Annotated in this window: 17 protein-coding genes; 2 read left to right on the top strand and 15 right to left on the bottom strand. The window is 33.2% G+C overall.

All coding sequences use genetic code 11. The features are described from left to right. Window positions 1-66: 66 nt before the first annotated feature. Window positions 67-675 (top strand): hypothetical protein, encoded by a 609-nt coding sequence (locus BED47_RS04130; RefSeq protein WP_069032540.1) that lies wholly within the window; start codon window positions 67-69, stop codon window positions 673-675. Window positions 676-847: 172 nt separating this feature from the next. Here the strand turns inward: BED47_RS04130 and BED47_RS04125 are convergent, their stop codons facing one another. The 8 genes from BED47_RS04125 to BED47_RS04090 form a co-directional block, all read right to left on the bottom strand. After that, the gene (locus tag BED47_RS04125) at window positions 848-1,291 is read right to left on the bottom strand and encodes a hypothetical protein (RefSeq protein WP_069032539.1); all 444 of its coding nucleotides are present in this window, start codon (window positions 1,289-1,291) and stop codon (window positions 848-850) included. 57 nt (window positions 1,292-1,348) lie between these two features. Continuing rightward, a complete protein-coding gene (locus BED47_RS04120; RefSeq protein WP_069032538.1) occupies window positions 1,349-1,918 on the bottom strand; it encodes a dihydrofolate reductase family protein in 570 nt (189 codons plus the stop codon). 666 nt (window positions 1,919-2,584) lie between these two features. Then, a complete protein-coding gene (hutG, locus tag BED47_RS04115) occupies window positions 2,585-3,544 on the bottom strand; it encodes a formimidoylglutamase (protein ID WP_069032537.1) in 960 nt (319 codons plus the stop codon). Next, window positions 3,525-4,748 (bottom strand): imidazolonepropionase, encoded by a 1,224-nt coding sequence (gene hutI, locus BED47_RS04110; RefSeq protein WP_069032635.1) that lies wholly within the window; start codon window positions 4,746-4,748, stop codon window positions 3,525-3,527. Before hutI ends, hutG begins: the two co-directional genes overlap by 20 nt. A 54-nt stretch (window positions 4,749-4,802) precedes the next feature. Continuing rightward, entirely contained in the window at window positions 4,803-6,461 is a 1,659-nt protein-coding gene (gene hutU / locus BED47_RS04105; RefSeq protein ID WP_069032536.1) for a urocanate hydratase, read from the bottom strand. Window positions 6,462-6,478: 17 nt separating this feature from the next. Then, the gene (hutH, locus tag BED47_RS04100) at window positions 6,479-7,987 is read right to left on the bottom strand and encodes a histidine ammonia-lyase (RefSeq protein WP_069032535.1); all 1,509 of its coding nucleotides are present in this window, start codon (window positions 7,985-7,987) and stop codon (window positions 6,479-6,481) included. Window positions 7,988-8,094: 107 nt separating this feature from the next. Continuing rightward, window positions 8,095-8,526, bottom strand: a complete 432-nt coding sequence (gene hutP / locus BED47_RS04095) for a hut operon transcriptional regulator HutP (RefSeq protein ID WP_025671549.1) — start codon at window positions 8,524-8,526, stop codon at window positions 8,095-8,097. Window positions 8,527-8,770: 244 nt separating this feature from the next. Continuing rightward, a complete protein-coding gene (locus BED47_RS04090; protein ID WP_069032534.1) occupies window positions 8,771-9,205 on the bottom strand; it encodes a VOC family protein in 435 nt (144 codons plus the stop codon). A 354-nt stretch (window positions 9,206-9,559) separates the two neighbouring features. Between BED47_RS04090 and BED47_RS04085 the strand changes: the two genes are divergently transcribed. Continuing rightward, window positions 9,560-10,510, top strand: coding sequence for a hypothetical protein (locus BED47_RS04085; protein WP_069032533.1), 951 nt, complete (start codon window positions 9,560-9,562; stop codon window positions 10,508-10,510). 100 nt (window positions 10,511-10,610) lie between these two features. On the opposite strand, the gene BED47_RS04080 is transcribed toward BED47_RS04085, so the two are convergent. The 7 genes from BED47_RS04080 to BED47_RS04055 form a co-directional block, all read right to left on the bottom strand. After that, window positions 10,611-11,021 (bottom strand): phosphate-starvation-inducible protein PsiE, encoded by a 411-nt coding sequence (locus BED47_RS04080; RefSeq protein WP_084006757.1) that lies wholly within the window; start codon window positions 11,019-11,021, stop codon window positions 10,611-10,613. A 52-nt stretch (window positions 11,022-11,073) separates the two neighbouring features. Further along, the gene (locus BED47_RS04075; protein WP_069032532.1) at window positions 11,074-11,418 is read right to left on the bottom strand and encodes a DUF2294 domain-containing protein; all 345 of its coding nucleotides are present in this window, start codon (window positions 11,416-11,418) and stop codon (window positions 11,074-11,076) included. A gap of 392 nt (window positions 11,419-11,810) precedes the next feature. Further along, on the bottom strand, window positions 11,811-12,545 hold the full coding sequence (locus BED47_RS04070) for an SIMPL domain-containing protein (protein WP_139116335.1): 735 nt from the start codon (window positions 12,543-12,545) through the stop codon (window positions 11,811-11,813). A gap of 156 nt (window positions 12,546-12,701) precedes the next feature. Next, on the bottom strand, window positions 12,702-12,851 hold the full coding sequence (locus BED47_RS23610; protein ID WP_175403446.1) for a hypothetical protein: 150 nt from the start codon (window positions 12,849-12,851) through the stop codon (window positions 12,702-12,704). Between the two features lie 287 nt (window positions 12,852-13,138). Then, complete coding sequence (locus BED47_RS04065) at window positions 13,139-14,110, bottom strand: DUF4822 domain-containing protein (RefSeq protein WP_069032531.1); 972 nt, start codon at window positions 14,108-14,110, stop codon at window positions 13,139-13,141. 68 nt (window positions 14,111-14,178) lie between these two features. Beyond that, the gene (locus BED47_RS04060) at window positions 14,179-14,853 is read right to left on the bottom strand and encodes an ankyrin repeat domain-containing protein (RefSeq protein WP_069032530.1); all 675 of its coding nucleotides are present in this window, start codon (window positions 14,851-14,853) and stop codon (window positions 14,179-14,181) included. Between the two features lie 355 nt (window positions 14,854-15,208). Further along, a complete protein-coding gene (locus BED47_RS04055) occupies window positions 15,209-16,843 on the bottom strand; it encodes a peptide ABC transporter substrate-binding protein (protein ID WP_254664541.1) in 1,635 nt (544 codons plus the stop codon). Between the last annotated feature and the right edge of the window lie 32 nt (window positions 16,844-16,875).

Below are 16,875 nucleotides of genomic sequence, written 5' to 3'. Positions count from 1 at the left end.
AAAGTTTTGTAACAATTTTACCAATATTTGGGTTATAATTTAAAATATTAAGGTTTGGAGGTATAAATGAGAAAGATTATATTCACAACAATACTAATTATGTTATTTTGTTCTTTGAGTGCTTGTACTAAAATCCAAAAATCAAACAATACTATTTCTGAAGTTAAGTTGACAAAAAGAGAAAACGCAATACTTTCAACAACCTCGGATAAATCTTTTGTTTATGACTTCAATGTTGCAAGTAATTACAAGGAATTATCTGTTTGGATTGAAAAATATGAATTTGGTAAATTAGTTGGAGATAAGATCAATCATATTACTTCTGGGATTAAAGAGGACGGCACAATTATTTTTACTACTTCTAAAACACCAACTAATCAAAATCAATCTTTGTTTAATATAAGTATTAATAGTGATGGTTCAACAAGTGCAAGTAATCAGGTGGAAACGATTTTTAAAGATGGATTAGAAGGTGTTACGAGTATTTCAGGAAGTAACCAAACAGAAAACAACCCTATTCAACATAATATAGTTTTAGCTAGCATTTGTTATAAAAAAGATGGAAGTCGTATGGATTCGCTTACTGATGATTTTTATAGAGATGTTAATAAACATATCGATGAAATAAGAGACTATGATGTTGTCTACTTACTTAGAGCTGATTTTATTAAATAGGCAAAGTGTTACAATAAGCAAAGAAAAGACGGGCTAAAATTAGCTGTTCTTGTTACTACGTTTTCGAACTAACAGATTTAGAATTACATAAGCGTTTAAAGGTTGTCTTATTAGACAACCTTTTTTTAAATTCAAAAAACAACATTTTAATTTAACAGAGCCTATTTTAAAATTAGTCCCAATGATTAAATAAGACTTCACCTATTCTTTCAGGTTTCCAGTATGCTATTTGATTTAATTCTGCTTTATTCAATTCATTCTCACTTTTTAATAAGAGTGGTTCATTTAGTACCTTTGTACTCAGTACTATATAAAATGGGCTAAACTCTTCTTTTAGATGAGGAACTTCTATAAAATTAATTTCTCCAAAATTAACAGCTGAAGCAAAGGCTAAAAATGGATAATGAGCATTCAAAAGTATGGAAAAATGTTTATTGGAAATTTTCACTTCCATTGAATAAAAATTTGAAGCTATCTGTGGTTCTTGAAAGTTCAAAATAGTTCCTTTATTTTGGTTTATAATACTGAAACACAATCTTTTAAATTGTTTACCATCAGTTTTAGGAGGTTCATTTTGTTTTTCATAGAATCCAGTAATACCATTAAGAAGTATCATTATTACCCCCTTATTTAATTACATATAGCCAAATATAAATGTTGCTTTTAAACAAGGTCATTCTTCATCCAAATGATAAGTCACCTGCACAACTCCTGAAGAAAACGTTCTTGTATTCACCATGATTAAATTCTTTCTCTGTTTAATGTCAACAAACAAAGGCTTTCCTTCACCCAATATTACGGGATGAATTGATAATCTAAATTCATCTACTAGACCTAAATTTATAAATGATGTAATAAGGCTTGATCCTCCATACAACCAGATATCTTTGCCGGGATTTCCCTTCAATTTTTTTACTTCTTCAATTATATTTTCATTTATAAATGTTGCATTATTTTCATCTTTTGTTTGAGTTCTGGAAAACACATATTTTTTCTTACTATGTACTAAATCCCACATTTCTTTATCAGATTCAGCGTCATCTATATTGGGAATATAATTCCCCCACAAATCATAGCTTTTTCGACCATATAAAATCGTATCAATTTGATTTAAGAAATTTGTGAATTCCATTTCGGGATCCATTATGCACCAATCAACTTCTCCGTTTTTCCCTTCTATAAAACCATCTAAAGTAACAGCTAGATCTAAAATTATTTTTCTCTGTTTTATGTTATTTGACAAAATTGTTCCTCCTTCTTTCGTTCTTGTAGCTCACACTTATAACGAAATCGAATATTTGTTCTTATTTTAATTATAACAAGCTGGCTTGGTGCTATCAAATATGTATTTAATGGTTTAAAAGAACTAAAAACATCGTGATTTTACTATTTTAGAACGTGAATTCTAGGTTTATTTGCACTTTGATTAATTTTATTTGTATTCTTGAAATTTTTATTTGCAGCTATCACAATTTTAATTGTAGTTTTGTTATTTTTAATTGTACTTTTTCCTATTTTAATTGCAATTTCTTTATTTTTATTTGCACCTCACCATTATTTGCAGCTCGAGGGCTCTTATTTGCACTGTTACAAATTTTATTTGCAGTCACTTATCCCTTATTTGTAGTCTCACATCTTTTATTTGCACTTCGACCTTTATTTGCAGCCCGAGGGCTCTTATTTGCACTGTTACAAATTTTATTTGCAGTCACTTATCCCTTCTTATTTGTAGTCTCACATCTCTTATTTGCACTGTTACAAATTTTATTTACAGTCACTTATCCCTTATTTGCAGTCACCCATCTTTTATTTACACTTCGAGGTATATTTGCAGCCCTACCTTTATTCACACCCCTCCCCATAAAAAGCAAAAAAACTCGCAAACAACTAAGTTTACGAGTTTTACATTTTACTTATTTAATAGCTTAACCTTCTCAACAAGAAAGTTTAAGATAACATGTGCTGCGATTCTGCTTGTCATGTCACGGAAGTCAATTGTTGGGTCAAGTTCAACAATATCCATTCCACAAACTTTTGGGTGTGATGCTAGATAACAGATGCCATCTAATAGCGTTTGACTGTCCATTCCTCCAGGCCCAATCGCTGGGCAACCAGGAGCAAATGCTTGGTCTAGTACATCCATATCAAGGCTAATGTAAATTGCATCTACTTTGTCTACTAAATGGTTGATACTCTCTTTAATAATTTTTGAGATTCCTAATTCACGAACATCGCGCATTGAATAGATTGTTACTCCGTTATTAACACCGAATTCAGTGTATGGAGCACTATTTGAAAAATTTCTAATTCCAATTTGAACTAAGTGTTCACCTTTTAGAATGCCTTCATCAATTAAGCTACGGAAAGGTGTACCGTTTGAACGTCCACCATCTTCAGTGTTTCTTAGGTCATGATGAGCATCAAATTGGATTACGCCTACTGTTCCTCGTTCTTGTGCAAAAGCTGAAATGCTTGGAAAACTAATTCCGTGATCCCCACCTAAAATGATTGGCATCGTTTCTTTATATTGACCTAGCAATTCAGAGATTGTCGATCTAATACGATTTCTAGACTCTTCAAAATCAGTCACATGCATCGTAATATCGCCAAAATCAGTAACTTTGTAATCTTTTAAATCAATTTGGTCTTCAATATGATAAGTACTGTAGCTACTTAACATTTTTCGAATTGAAGCAGGTGCAAAGCTTGCGCCTGAATGACTAATTGATGTTTTAGATAATGGTACACCAATTATTGAGAAATTTGATGCTTCTGTTCCATTCCATGCAGAGATGATTTCGTTGGCTTTTGTGACTTTTGAATCAATGAAAATGGCATCTCCTGCTTTTTTAAGATGTGATAGCGACATCGTGTTCACCCCTACTTACTACTAATTTACCATTCTTAAATACTGATTCTACATGATTTACACCAAAATGGTAAGGTACATAAGTATAGTTTGGTACATTCCAAATAACGACATCTGCCCTACGACCAATTTTAAGTTTACCAGCTTGGTCCCCACGATTAATCGCGTATGATGAGTTAATCGTAACGGCATTCCAAATTTCTTCAGGCGTCATTTTTAATTTAAGCATTGCGATTGTCATGATTAATTGTAAATTTTCAGTTGGGCAGCTTCCTGGATTGAAATCAGTTGCTAATGAAACTGCTACGTTATGTTCAATCATCGCTCTTGCAGGTGCAAATTCAGGTTTATTTAAATAGAAAGTAGTTCCCGGTAAAATGACACCGATTGTATTGCTCTTACCAAGCATTTCAACGCCTTGTTCAGAAGCTCCACATAGATGATCAGCAGAAATAGCACCAATTTCAGCTGCCATTTCAGTGCCACCTAGAGGATCTATTTCATCGGCATGAATTTTAACATTAAAGCCTTGTTCTTTTGCTTTTAATAAAAATTCTCTTGATTGTTCAACTGAAAATACACCTGTTTCAGCGAATACATCTACAAATTCAGCAAGTTCTTCTTCTTTAATAACATCTAATAAAGAAAGCATTTTTTCTAAGAAAGCTTCTTCATTTCCTTTATACTCCTTTGGTACTGCATGCGCACCTAAGAAAGTTGAAACTAAATCAATATCATGCTCCGCTTGTAATTCCTTAGCAACTCGGAGTTGTTTTAATTCAGTTTCTTCATCAAGTCCATAACCACTTTTTGCTTCAACTGTTGTTACACCAAATGAAAGCATTCTGTTTAAGTGATGAATCGTTTTCTTTTTCAAATCGTCATGAGATGCTAATTTAGTTTGACTTACAGTAGAATGGATTCCGCCACCCATTTCTAATATTTCTAAATATGAAGCACCTTGTAATTTCAAACTAACTTCATGCTCACGTGATCCTCCAAAGACCACGTGAGTATGAGGGTCAACTAATCCTGGCGTGACTAGTTTTCCCTGGCAATCAATTACTTCTTTTGCATCAATTTTTTGTTCGTTCATTTGTCCGATATAAATAATTTGCCCATCTTTCCATGCGATTTCCGCATTTTCTAGAACAGGTAGATTACTCATGTCTTTTCCATGAATTGGACCATCACCATGATCCATAGTTAATAATTGACCAATATTTGTTAATAGAATATCTGCTTTCAATTCAAACACCTACTTCATCATTGGGATGTTTACGCCTTTTGCTTTCGCAGTTTCAACAGCTAAATCATAACCTGCATCAACGTGACGAACTACACCCATTCCTGGATCTGAAGTTAATACTCTTTCGATACGTTTTGCAGCTGCATCAGTACCGTCAGCAACGATTACCATACCAGCATGTAAAGAGTAACCCATACCTACTCCACCACCGTGGTGTACACTTACCCAGCTTGCGCCGTTTACACCATTAATAAGTGCATTTAGGATTGGCCAGTCAGCAACTGCATCACTACCATCTTTCATGCTTTCTGTTTCACGATTTGGAGATGCTACTGATCCACAATCTAAGTGGTCACGACCGATTACGATTGGAGCTTTTAATTCGCCATTTTTAACCATTTCGTTAATGATTTTACCGAATTTAGCACGCTCACCGTAGCCTAACCAGCAAATACGTGATGGTAAACCTTGGAATGCAACCTTTTCACGAGCCATACGAATCCAATTACATAAATGCTCGTTATCAGCAAATTCACGTAAAATTACTTCGTCTGTTTTGTAAATATCTTCTGGATCACCAGAAAGTGCTACCCAACGGAAAGGACCTTTCCCTTCACAGAATAATGGACGAATAAATGCAGGTACGAAACCAGGGAAATCAAATGCATTTTTAACGCCTTCATCTAACGCAACTTGACGAATATTATTACCGTAATCAAATGCGATTGCACCACGTTGTTGCATTGCTAAAATTGCTTCAACATGAACTGCCATACTATGTTTTGCACGTTTAATGACTTCATCTGGATTTTGGACACGAAGTTTCTTTCCTTCTTCCATTGTCATTCCGATTGGTAAATAACCATTTAATGGATCATGTGCTGAAGTTTGATCAGTAATTAAATCAGGTACAAAATTACGTTCAACTAATTGAGGTAAAATTTCAGCTGCATTGCCTACTAAGCCGATTGCTAAAGCTCTTCCTTCGTTTTTAGCTTCAGTAGCAAGTTGTAATGCTTCCTCTAAATCGTGAGTTAATACGTCACAATATCTAGTGTCGATACGACGTTGAATTCTTGTTTCATCTACATCGATACCGATTACAACTCCACCATTCATCGTTACAGCTAGCGGTTGAGCTCCACCCATACCGCCAAGACCTGCAGTAATTGTAATTGTACCTTTTAAGCTTCCACCGAAATGTTGTTTAGCAGCTTCTCCAAAAGTTTCATAAGTACCTTGTAAAATCCCTTGAGTACCGATGTAAATCCAGCTACCAGCAGTCATTTGACCGTACATCATTAAGCCTTTTTCATCTAATTCACGGAAGTGTTCCCAAGTTGCCCATTTAGGAACTAAGTTAGAGTTTGCTAATAATACTCGTGGTGCATCTTCGTGTGATTTAAAAACTGCAACTGGTTTACCTGATTGAACTAATAAAGTTTCATCGCTCTCTAATTTCTTTAGTGATTCAATAATTGCATCAAAGCTTTCCCAGTTTCTTGCAGCTTTACCGATTCCACCATATACGACTAAATCTTCTGGTCTTTCTGCTACTTCTTCGTCTAAGTTGTTTAATAACATACGAAGTGCTGCTTCTTGAATCCAACCTTTAGTGTTTAATTCAGTACCTTTTGGCGCTTTTAAAGATCCTTTTGTGATTTCCATTTTAATTCCACCTCTTCTTATATTTGTGTTTGTTTTGTATAGTTTCGTGCTAAGAAATTTTCTTTTAAATAAGTTGTTAATTTTTCAATGTCTTTTGAGAATACGCGATCTCTAGTAATTGATGGAACTGTTTTACGAGCATCTTCCATAAACTTTCTAGTTGTCTCAGACATTTTGTCAATTCCTTTATATTCAACACCTTGCATTGCACAAATACATTCGATTGCTAAAACTCTTCTAGCGTTTTGTAGAATTTGGTAAGCATGACGTGCACCGATTGTACCCATACTTACATGATCTTCTTGGTTAGCTGAAGAAGGAATTGAGTCAACACTTGCTGGATGTGCTAAAGTTTTATTTTCAGAAACTAAAGCAGCAGCCACGTATTGCATAATCATTGCACCAGATTGTAATCCTGGTTCTGGACTTAAAAATGGTGGTAAATCATTTAATTGTGGGTTAACTAAACGCTCAATACGTCTTTCAGAAATATTCGCTAACTCAGCAACACCTAATTTAAAGAAGTCCATTGCAAATGCGATTGGTTGACCATGGAAATTCCCACCAGAGAATACATCATCACCGAATAATAATGGATTATCAGTCGCAGCATTCATTTCGATTTCTAATTTCTCTTTTGCATAGTTCAGAACTTGCCAACTTGCTCCGTGAACTTGAGGGATACATCTTAATGTATAAGCGTCTTGAACTCGGATTTCACCTTGTCTAGTCGTTAATTGGCTTGTTGCTAAAATATTGCGGTAACGTTCTGCTACTTCAATTTGTTCTTTATATCCACGAGCAATATGAATTCTTTCATCAAAAACATCTGTAATACCATTTAATGCTTCAAATGTAATAGAAGAAATTAATTCACTTTGATAAGCTAATTCTTCACCTTCAAGGTAAGTAAGAATGCCCATTGCTGTCATTGCTTGCGTACCATTAATTAAAGCTAAACCTTCTTTAGCTTCTAGCGTAATTGGTAAAATTCCTTCTTTTGCTAAAGCTTCTGCTGTTTCCATACGTTTTCCTTTATAGAAAACTTCACCTTCACCAAGTAAAACTAAAGCTAAGTGAGATAAAGGAGCTAAGTCTCCGCTAGCACCTAATGATCCTTGAGATGGGATCACTGGGTGAATTTGAGCATTAATTAATGAAAGTAATTTTTCAACTACTACTAAACGCACGCCAGAGTGACCTTTTAACATTGTATTTGCACGAAGTACTAACATCGCTCTTGAAACTAATTCAGGGAACGGTTCACCAACACCACATGCATGAGAAGCGATTAAGTTATATTGAAGTGTTGAAACATTTTCTTTTTCAATTAATACATCACTAAATTTTCCGAAACCTGTTGTGATACCATATACGACTTTGCCATTATTTACGATTTCTTCTACCTTTTCTCTACAAGCTTTTACCGCAACTAAGCTCTCTTCTCCTGCTTTTACATATGCCTTATCGAATAAAATACTTTTCATTTGTTCCATTGTTAAGCTATTACCAGTTAAAGTTACCATTAAAAAACACCTCCGAATTTTGTCAAAAAAAACACAGAAAGAGGCTATGAGACGTAAATAGTAACTTACGAATCATAGCCCCCTATCATCTAATAAACTATGGGCGATTATATGTGATTAATGCCGAGTCCTGCTGATTCATGCTCCGATCCTTTAATTGGAGCACCAATCGTACCGTATAGTGCAACTGCTATCCAGTCACCCTCGTTCACGTTTTTATAAGGCTTTCCTCTAACAACAGCAAATCTAAGTCCTACTGTTCTAAGAACATCACCTAATTGAACATGACCTCTTGTTACGCCTTGAATTGCTTCAAGTGTTGCATGATATAATGAATGAACTTCTCTATATAGAGCTCCATTAATTACACCATTTTGTTTGGCAGCGGTTTCAATCGCGGCAACGACCTTTTGAGCATCCATTGTACCGACCTTACCTACACACCATACAACGTTTTCATTTTTCATTAATTCTTCTTCTTGATCGGTCAAAGCAAGCATCATAGCTGTTCGACCAATTCGTTGACTTTGCTCTGCCATATCGCTAATACCTCTTAATTACTTTCTCTAATAAACTAGTATCTGATTACATTATATGCCAACAATTAGTAAACTTCAATATATTCAGATTATTATTTTTAAAAAATATTTTTTTATTGAAACTTATGTAAATATTCAAATTATTTACCAATGATTTATTATTTAAGAAAACTTGTCTATTTGTCTACTTGTCATAATAAAAATAACTTGGTTGAATAACAAAAAAGGGATCATTCGCCGTTTGTTAAGATTTTTTTCTTAACACTAGCTGCCAAGTAACACCAAAACAATCAGTCACCCATGTAACCTTACTAAAATCATTCATTTCTACTGGCCCCATTAGTACTTTCCCATCACTCTTCAAGCCACCAAAAATTAAATCAAACTCCGCATCATCTTTGCATTCTAAATAAAAGGAAACAGCCCAAGTAAATTCAGGACAATGTTCTTTTTCCATATCCAAAACCATAAAAGACTGTCCTAAAATTTCAATGATACCATTCATAATTTTCCCTTCTACACCTCGGTCATCTTTCGTAAATCTTCGAAGAGAAACGAGTTTTGAATTCGGAAAAGTACGAACATAATAATTCATCGCTTCCTCCGCATTGCCGCTAAACGTTAGAAATGGAGTAATTCTTTGCCCTGATACAACCGGTATTACAGGCTCTTGTGTCATCTCTATAAAACCCTCCAAACAAATTTAAATTACCTAATTATAGAACTTTAAACAAACCAGTTCGAAATATCTATTTCAACTAAAGATTTAGCCCTAAAAAAATTGTGAATAGATATAGATTGTACCATATTTTTACATATCAAAAAACTTTGCAGTTAATTGAAATAAAACCGACGTTAATAAAGAATGAAAAAACTAGATTTAACGATCAACCTTTGGACTTTCTTCCATAAACAGTTTTTATGCAAGGTTTGTTAGTTCACAATTCAATAATTTCCTAATCTTAACAATTTTCTTCTTTTGTTAATTTTTTAATTATATAATTAGATTAAAAATAAATAAAAGGAGGTTTATATGAAAAAATTTTTTGGAAGATTTTTTAAAAAGAATTTAAAAAATGATAATGCATACTATAAAGATCTTTCTATTCAGTTTAATATAAACGACTTAAAGGTAAATTCTAACTTCGCTGATTTAACATTAGTTTCTAGACTAGAAAACGCATGGAAAATGGATTTCCTAGCTAATGTTAAAGAAAGAGTTATTGAAAAAGAAGGTTGGAGCAGCGAAAAGTATTCCTTTATTGAAAGGGAATTAAAGCGCTTTTTCTTAATGGCAGCAATTTTTGAAAACATTCAAATGTATAGTCAAGAAGTTGATAAAATCTGGCACGAAATGATTTTATTTACGAAAAGTTATCCTAATTTTTGCAAGACTTTTTGTGGTGAAATGATACACCATGAACCAAATGTTCATAAGGATGATGTAACGATAACCGATCGAAGCGATGCTAGGGCTGTTTTCAATTTGTTATATAATACTTTGTTTGAAACGACATCTGTAAATACCTATATGTTAGGAAATTTATTTGTTAATTATAAAAATACTAAAGTTCAAGAATATTTATCGAGCAAAACAATTCAAACAAAAAGTTTCGTTTCACATTTAAACTCACAAACTAAAAATAATTTTTTAAACGAGTTTGCTAGAATTCAAAAAAATTTAGTAGAAAAAGAAAATGAAGAAGCAAGAACTAAACACCTATCACAAAAATCGTTCCCAAGCTCGACTAATCGTTCATCTACTAGCAAAAAATCAGATGATGGTCATATTAATTCTGCATTTTTAGCTACAAATACTTTTTTTGCTTTAAATGAAAGTACAAATGATGGTTCAAACAATAGTGATAGTCAACATCATAACACGCACTCTTCATGCTCAAGTTCATCACATTCTTCATGTTCTAGTAGTTCTCATTCTTCGTGTTCTAGTTCGAGTTGCTCAAGTTCAGGTTGTTCAAGTTGATCTATGAATATTGTCATTCATGTATAATTACATTAACTCAACCTTTAGGTTGGGTTAAATTGTCTTAACTTTAGAAAATTTGACTTCTCCTATGATTAATTCAACCATTTTTCGTTTCCCCAAAAGGTAAAATGATATAACTAATTGTTAGCACTAGAATAATGATTGCTAACCAAAAATTATGTGACGATTCTCCATTATTTACAATAATAAAACGAATTGTAGCTGTAATCCCTATATATAGAAGATAGCGTATAGGAAAATGATAATTTTCTTTGAAATATTGAACAATAATTGATATAAATCCAAAATATAAGAAAAATATTAAAACTTTTCCAAAAATCTGATGAACATTTTTATTTTCCAATAAAATATCATTAAAAATATAATAAAGTTCTCTGAAAAGGAAGTAAGCAAGAATTAGGCTCAGTAATAATAATGATATATTTAATAAGGTTTGATAAAGCTTGATCAACAATTTACGATTTTTAAACCAACTCATTCCAATCATTTGTCTCCCCCAGTTTTTTATTTATGAAAAACACTTATCATTTTTGCTTCTTCTATATAATATTTCGATCGAACACAAAAACCGAAATCCCTATATTTTCTTCAACTTTCATATCTGAAAATAGATGGACTAATTTTGCGCCAACAAGTTCTTCTAAACCTTTTGGTGGGTTATTTAAATATAAATCTTGAATCATTTTTGTTCGTGCAGTATGAACCATTTCTGCCCCGTTCATTGTTCCAGAAATAAATTTTTCAGTTGGAGTCAAATTACCATATAATGTTGAAATGGCCATGTTTTCAACAAACACCGTATGAATCCGCTCTGGACCTTTTCCAAACAAATCTTTCCGAAGTTTTCTCATCAGATCATTAAATTCATGTATTTTTTTTGACATTACTTATTCGCCTCAATTTCCATTTTTTTTAAAATGTTATAGCTTATCTTTACACAGAATTCTTTAACCTATTTACTAAAGACGAGGAATATCATCTTAGTTTCTATTACATTTCTCAAAATCACTTCACTTCCCACTTTTTTCAAAAAAAAAATTCCACCAGGATGACAATTAGCCGATTCATAGGCTTACTGTCTTCTTGGTGGAATAGTTAATTAGCAAAAAAATTTACTAATATACCAATCCAATTTAAGTTAAATGAATTTAATAGATCCATAACAAATACATTATCATGTTTCCATATCATCCGGATTTATTATATCTCTATCTGTTTAAATTAACAATTATAATGTTATATTTATATATTTCTGTCTAATTCGAATTTTAACCATTTAATAACTTACATAATTAAACATTGCCTGCACTGAAGCAGTTATTTTAATTTGACCCTCTTGAATTGGCGTAGTTGGACCGCTGAATGCTGCTGCAGTCATTGTTAATGAAGACATCGGACGTACAACTTGAATTCCTTCTTCAGCCAACCAAATCGGTATGTTATTAATCGATAACCCTAGGGATTTCGCGATGTTTTCTGCATTCATTTTTGCATTTAAAGTGGCCTTTTGTAGTGCTTCTCCATAATATGGTTCGGGATTTGATACTTCGAATGTAAGATTTCGAACTTCATTTGCTCCATTTTCAACTGCAACGTCAATCACTTTCCCAACATTTGCAAGATCCTTCACGATTACTTTGAACATATGACTCACCCGATACCCCTTAAAAATTTGCTGTGAATCTTGGTAATCAACGATTCGATCAATTGTATATGAATTCGTTTCAATTTCGTCTTGTTTAATTCCTATTCCTTTTAATGCTTCTATTATTTTATTCGAAATGATTGCATTCTCTGTTTGAGCCGTTTGTACTTTCATATTTTCTACTACTGATCCTAATAGTACAAACGACTGGTCGGGCTTTACTGATACTTCACCTTTTCCTGTTGCTTTAATCGTATAATTAGTATTCAAATTGCCTGATCGGATAGCACTTTGATATTGAGGGGTTGAATAATCATATCGCATGCCTGCTAAGTTATAATGATTTAATGGATAAATCTTCCTCACATCCTTTTAAGATGAAATATTGTATTTGTGCCCATTTATTTTATGTATGGAAGGCTTTTTCTGTGATTAGTTCGACTTATTGTTATGAGGATCTAATCAAAAAAGCTTGTAAACAACGGGAAAATCCCACTGTCTACAAGCTTTTGCAATTTAAATTTACTCAATAATAAACGTTGATGCTTTCTCATCATTTATTATTGATTCATCTTCAACCAAGATATCTTCATCGTCTTTTTGTTTCCCAATCTCTATTGGTACTTCATATTCTGGTACACTGCCATTGTAATATGTAGAATTGTTTTCCATTTGAATTCCCCTTTTTAAATGATAGATTGGAAGCGTCTTAATTATGTGAAAATCAATCCACATTTTAATTAAACAAGATAATACCTTTCAATACTATTGGGGGAATTTTAACAATTTCATCTTAAAAAGAATGTTAAAAATACCAATTATTTGTTAATTACAGGTTGGAATACCTTCTAAATCCAGTAATTTAAATATTAATTGTATTGGGGGAAATTTAACATTTTTATTGAAAATTATTTATACATAAAAAAAGGAATGGATTTCTCCATCCCTTTTTAAGTTTATTAGAAACTAAACATCGGTTTAAAATCACCTTTATAAGGTTCATGCTCAACAAATACTGTTATATCCTTACCATCTTTGTCTTTGCCTGTTCTTTTGTAAGTAAATTTATTTTTATTAAGCTCAGTCAATTCAAGAACAGCACCATACTTATTTGCTCCAATTGAAACATGTGCTCTAATTTTATTTTCGTGGGCAATATCGAAATATCCATAGTCACCACGACTTTTACCTGTTTCAAGATTGAAAAACTCATATTTATTAGTGTATCCATCAAATTTTGCAAGGCTAATAAAATTCGTATTATATTTCGTTACATCATTCCCTTGTTCATCTAGAACTTTTGTACCATTCCAAAGTGTTCTACCTAAAATTTTATCACCATCAACGTTTTTTACAATCTCGCCTGTTTTAGAATCTAATTTTTTATCAGGATCTGTAAAAGAAAGCTGTTTTTCTTTATAAGGAACATGTTCAACATATACTTCTACATCATTCCCGTTTGCATCTTTCCCCATTCTTTTATAAGTAAATACGTTTTTATTTAGTTTTGTCATATCGACTACAGCTTGGTAATTCATTGATTCAGAAATTAAAATTCGTTTTTTACCATCATTTGTAATAAAGAATGTACCTTTATCCCCACGAGTTTGACCCGTTTTTGCATCAAAAAATTCGTATCTGCCCGTTTTTGCATCATATTTAGCAAGTCCAATAAAATTTGCGTTCTCTTTTGTTAAATCATGATGATTTTTATCATACACTCTTGTACCTTGCCAGTTTGTGCTACTTAAAATATTAGCCATGACCTGGCCTTTTGTTAATTTGTTCTTTACTTTTTTGGGAGCTTTGTATACTCTTTCTTGCTTTTGTTTACCTTGCTCTACTTGTGCGTCAGCAGCTGTATTGCAACCTGTTACTACTAATGTTAATCCGAGTAATATAGATGAAATTGTTTTTGTTTTATTATTCAATTTTAATTGTCTCCTCAATGTTCATTTTATCGTTTTATATATGTTCTCCATTTATTCAAAAACTTACCTTATTTAGCACCTGTTACTTGCAAAATCTCTTCGATTTCTTTAAAACCTCTTTCACGCGCATGCTGTATGGGGCTAACATTTTCACGATCAGACAAATTAACATCTGCTCCGTTCACAATAAGTAATTGTACTGTTTGCTGTTGTTTTTCACTTCCATCGTTCAAAATAATTGCTTCTAAAAGGGCCGTCCATCCTAAATTATTAACATGATTAATATCAATCTCGGTATTCGTAAGAAGTTCATTGACCACATCTACATATCCATGTTCTGAGGCGGGAATCAATGCTGTTCCACCATACCGGTTCGTAATGGCTGGATCAGCACCAGCTTTTATTGTAAGCTTTAGAATATCAATAAAGCCTTCAGCACCAGCATATAAAAAAGGATTGTTTTTCATGTGATCTCGAATATTGACATCTGCGCCTGCATCAATCAGTACTTTTGCAGTTTTGAAATCATTTTGATAAGTTGCAATCATCGTGGCAGTTTGTCCATTAGAATTCTGTGCATTAATATTTGCACCATTCTCAATCAACTTTTTAACGATATCAGTTTCTCCTCGTTTAGCTGCTTGAAATAATTGTTCGTTCACTTTTTCTTCCCCCTTAGCAAATGAGGCACATCCATTTAGCAAAAGTATGCAGCTGGTTATTACTGCAAGTAACTTCCACATAAAATATAACGTCCTCCTTTTCCATTACTAATCACTATGAAAATATCACTTTATTCCTGGGAAATTTCCCTCCAATCTTTCTAATAAGTTAGACCATTGTAGGTATGAAATCTATGTTAATCCTTAAATGAAAACTCCTTCTAAACAAATTATTAAAAAAGTATAAAATTTTTAATAATATTTCTTTATAAATTGGCCATGTTTTTTGAACTAAAAAAAGACTGCCTAATTAGACAGTCATAAGTATTAGCTATTTTCTATTGTTTTGTAAGTTCCTTCAAATGAAATTTGTGATAATTAATCACTTTATTTTTCGTATTTCATATAGTTTATCTCAAAATAAACTATAAGCATTTTATTTTTTTATGTACGCCCATTTGTAGGAGTTTTTCACCCCATACGGATGATTGTAAACATTTTTCACATACGATTTCTCTAAATAAGCCACGCCATTCTGATACATAGGTGAAATAGCTGCATCCTTTCCAAGCAATTGCTCTTCAGCATCTGCTAAAGCCTTCCATCGTTCTTTCGGATCTTGAAGGAGTGTCGTTTTTGCTTTTGTGATCAATTCATCATACTTTGGATTCGAGTACGCTATATTATTATTCGTCACCCATTTATCCAAAAATGTCATCGGATCAGGATAATCCGGTCCCCATCCTGCAAGAGAAATATCGTACTGGAGCTTATCTTCCATCGCAAATTTAGTCTGTGCAGGCTGCATTTTGATGTTCACTGTTAAACCAGGTAGATTTTTTTCAAGTTCATATTTCATATACTGGGAAATTTTCTTATTATTATCGTCCTCTGCAATTAGAAACTCTAAAGCTACACTTTGTTTTCCAAGCTCCTGCTTGGCTTTTTCCCAATATTCCTTTGCCATCGCAATATTTGTTTTATTGAAGTCCCCTGTAGTATCGTTGAAATCCTTTCCATCCGGACCATACGCCAAATGTCTGGCTACAAAATAGTAAGCTGGTGTAGACCCATTATTTAAGAGTACGTCCGTAATCCCTTTTTTGTCGTAGCCCATATCGATCGCTTTACGCGCATTCACATTTTTTAAAATAGGATTTTGGTTATTTAGCTTTAAGTAAATAAGCCTTCCTTCTTGTGCTGTTTTAAATTCTTTATCGTCTTTATACTTGTCCACATATTCGGCTGTAAGACTGACCCTATCAATTGCTCCCGTATCATATAGATTAATAGCTGTGGAGTTATCCTTCGCAATATTAAACTTGATTTCATCCAGCTTTACTTTCTTTTTATCCCAATATTCCGTGTTTTTCTCAAGCTTAAAGCTTTGTTCGTGCTTCCATTCACTCATTTTAAACGGACCGTCATAAACAACTGTGTTCGCTTCCAAACCATATTTCTTGCCCTGCTCCTTTACAACCTTTTCATTAATAGGCATGAAAGGGGCAAGTGTGGTCAAGCTTAGAAAATACGGCACTGGATTATCGAGCTGTACTTCTAACGTATGATCATCGATAGCCTTTATTCCCAATTGATCAACAGGTAGTTGCTTTTCATTTATCTTCTTTGCGTTTTTAACATCATACATTATGTAGGCATATTCTGAAGCTGTTGTCGGATCCAAAGTGCGTTTCCAAGCATATTCAAAATCATGTGCCGTCACTGGATCCCCATTAGACCATTTTGCATCACGCAGTTTAAAAAGATAAGTCTTTCTATCTTTACTCACTGTATAGGATTTTGCAATTCCAGGTACTGGCTGGCTATCTTTTCCTTGTCTGTATAGCCCCTCCATAACATTATTTAGTACACTGAGTGTTGTAGAGTCTTCTACAAGGGATGAGTCCATTGAAGAAAGCTCAGATGTTTCAACTAAACGCAGCACTTGTTTTGTGTGTTGTTTTCCCAAGCCCGCAGCTGTTGATGCCTTTTCTTTTTGGGGGGCACATCCTGGAAGTGTAATGCCCATGATTAGTAGTAAAGCGGTTAAACGTTTAGATCGTTTATTCAATGAAATCCTCCTCAATATTTAACATATATAAT

Source organism: Gottfriedia luciferensis, assembly GCF_001712755.1.
Classification (GTDB): domain Bacteria; phylum Bacillota; class Bacilli; order Bacillales; family Bacillaceae_G; genus Gottfriedia; species Gottfriedia luciferensis_B.
Note: the sequence above shows the minus strand (reverse complement) of the source record. Positions and strands in the feature narration are given on the sequence as shown.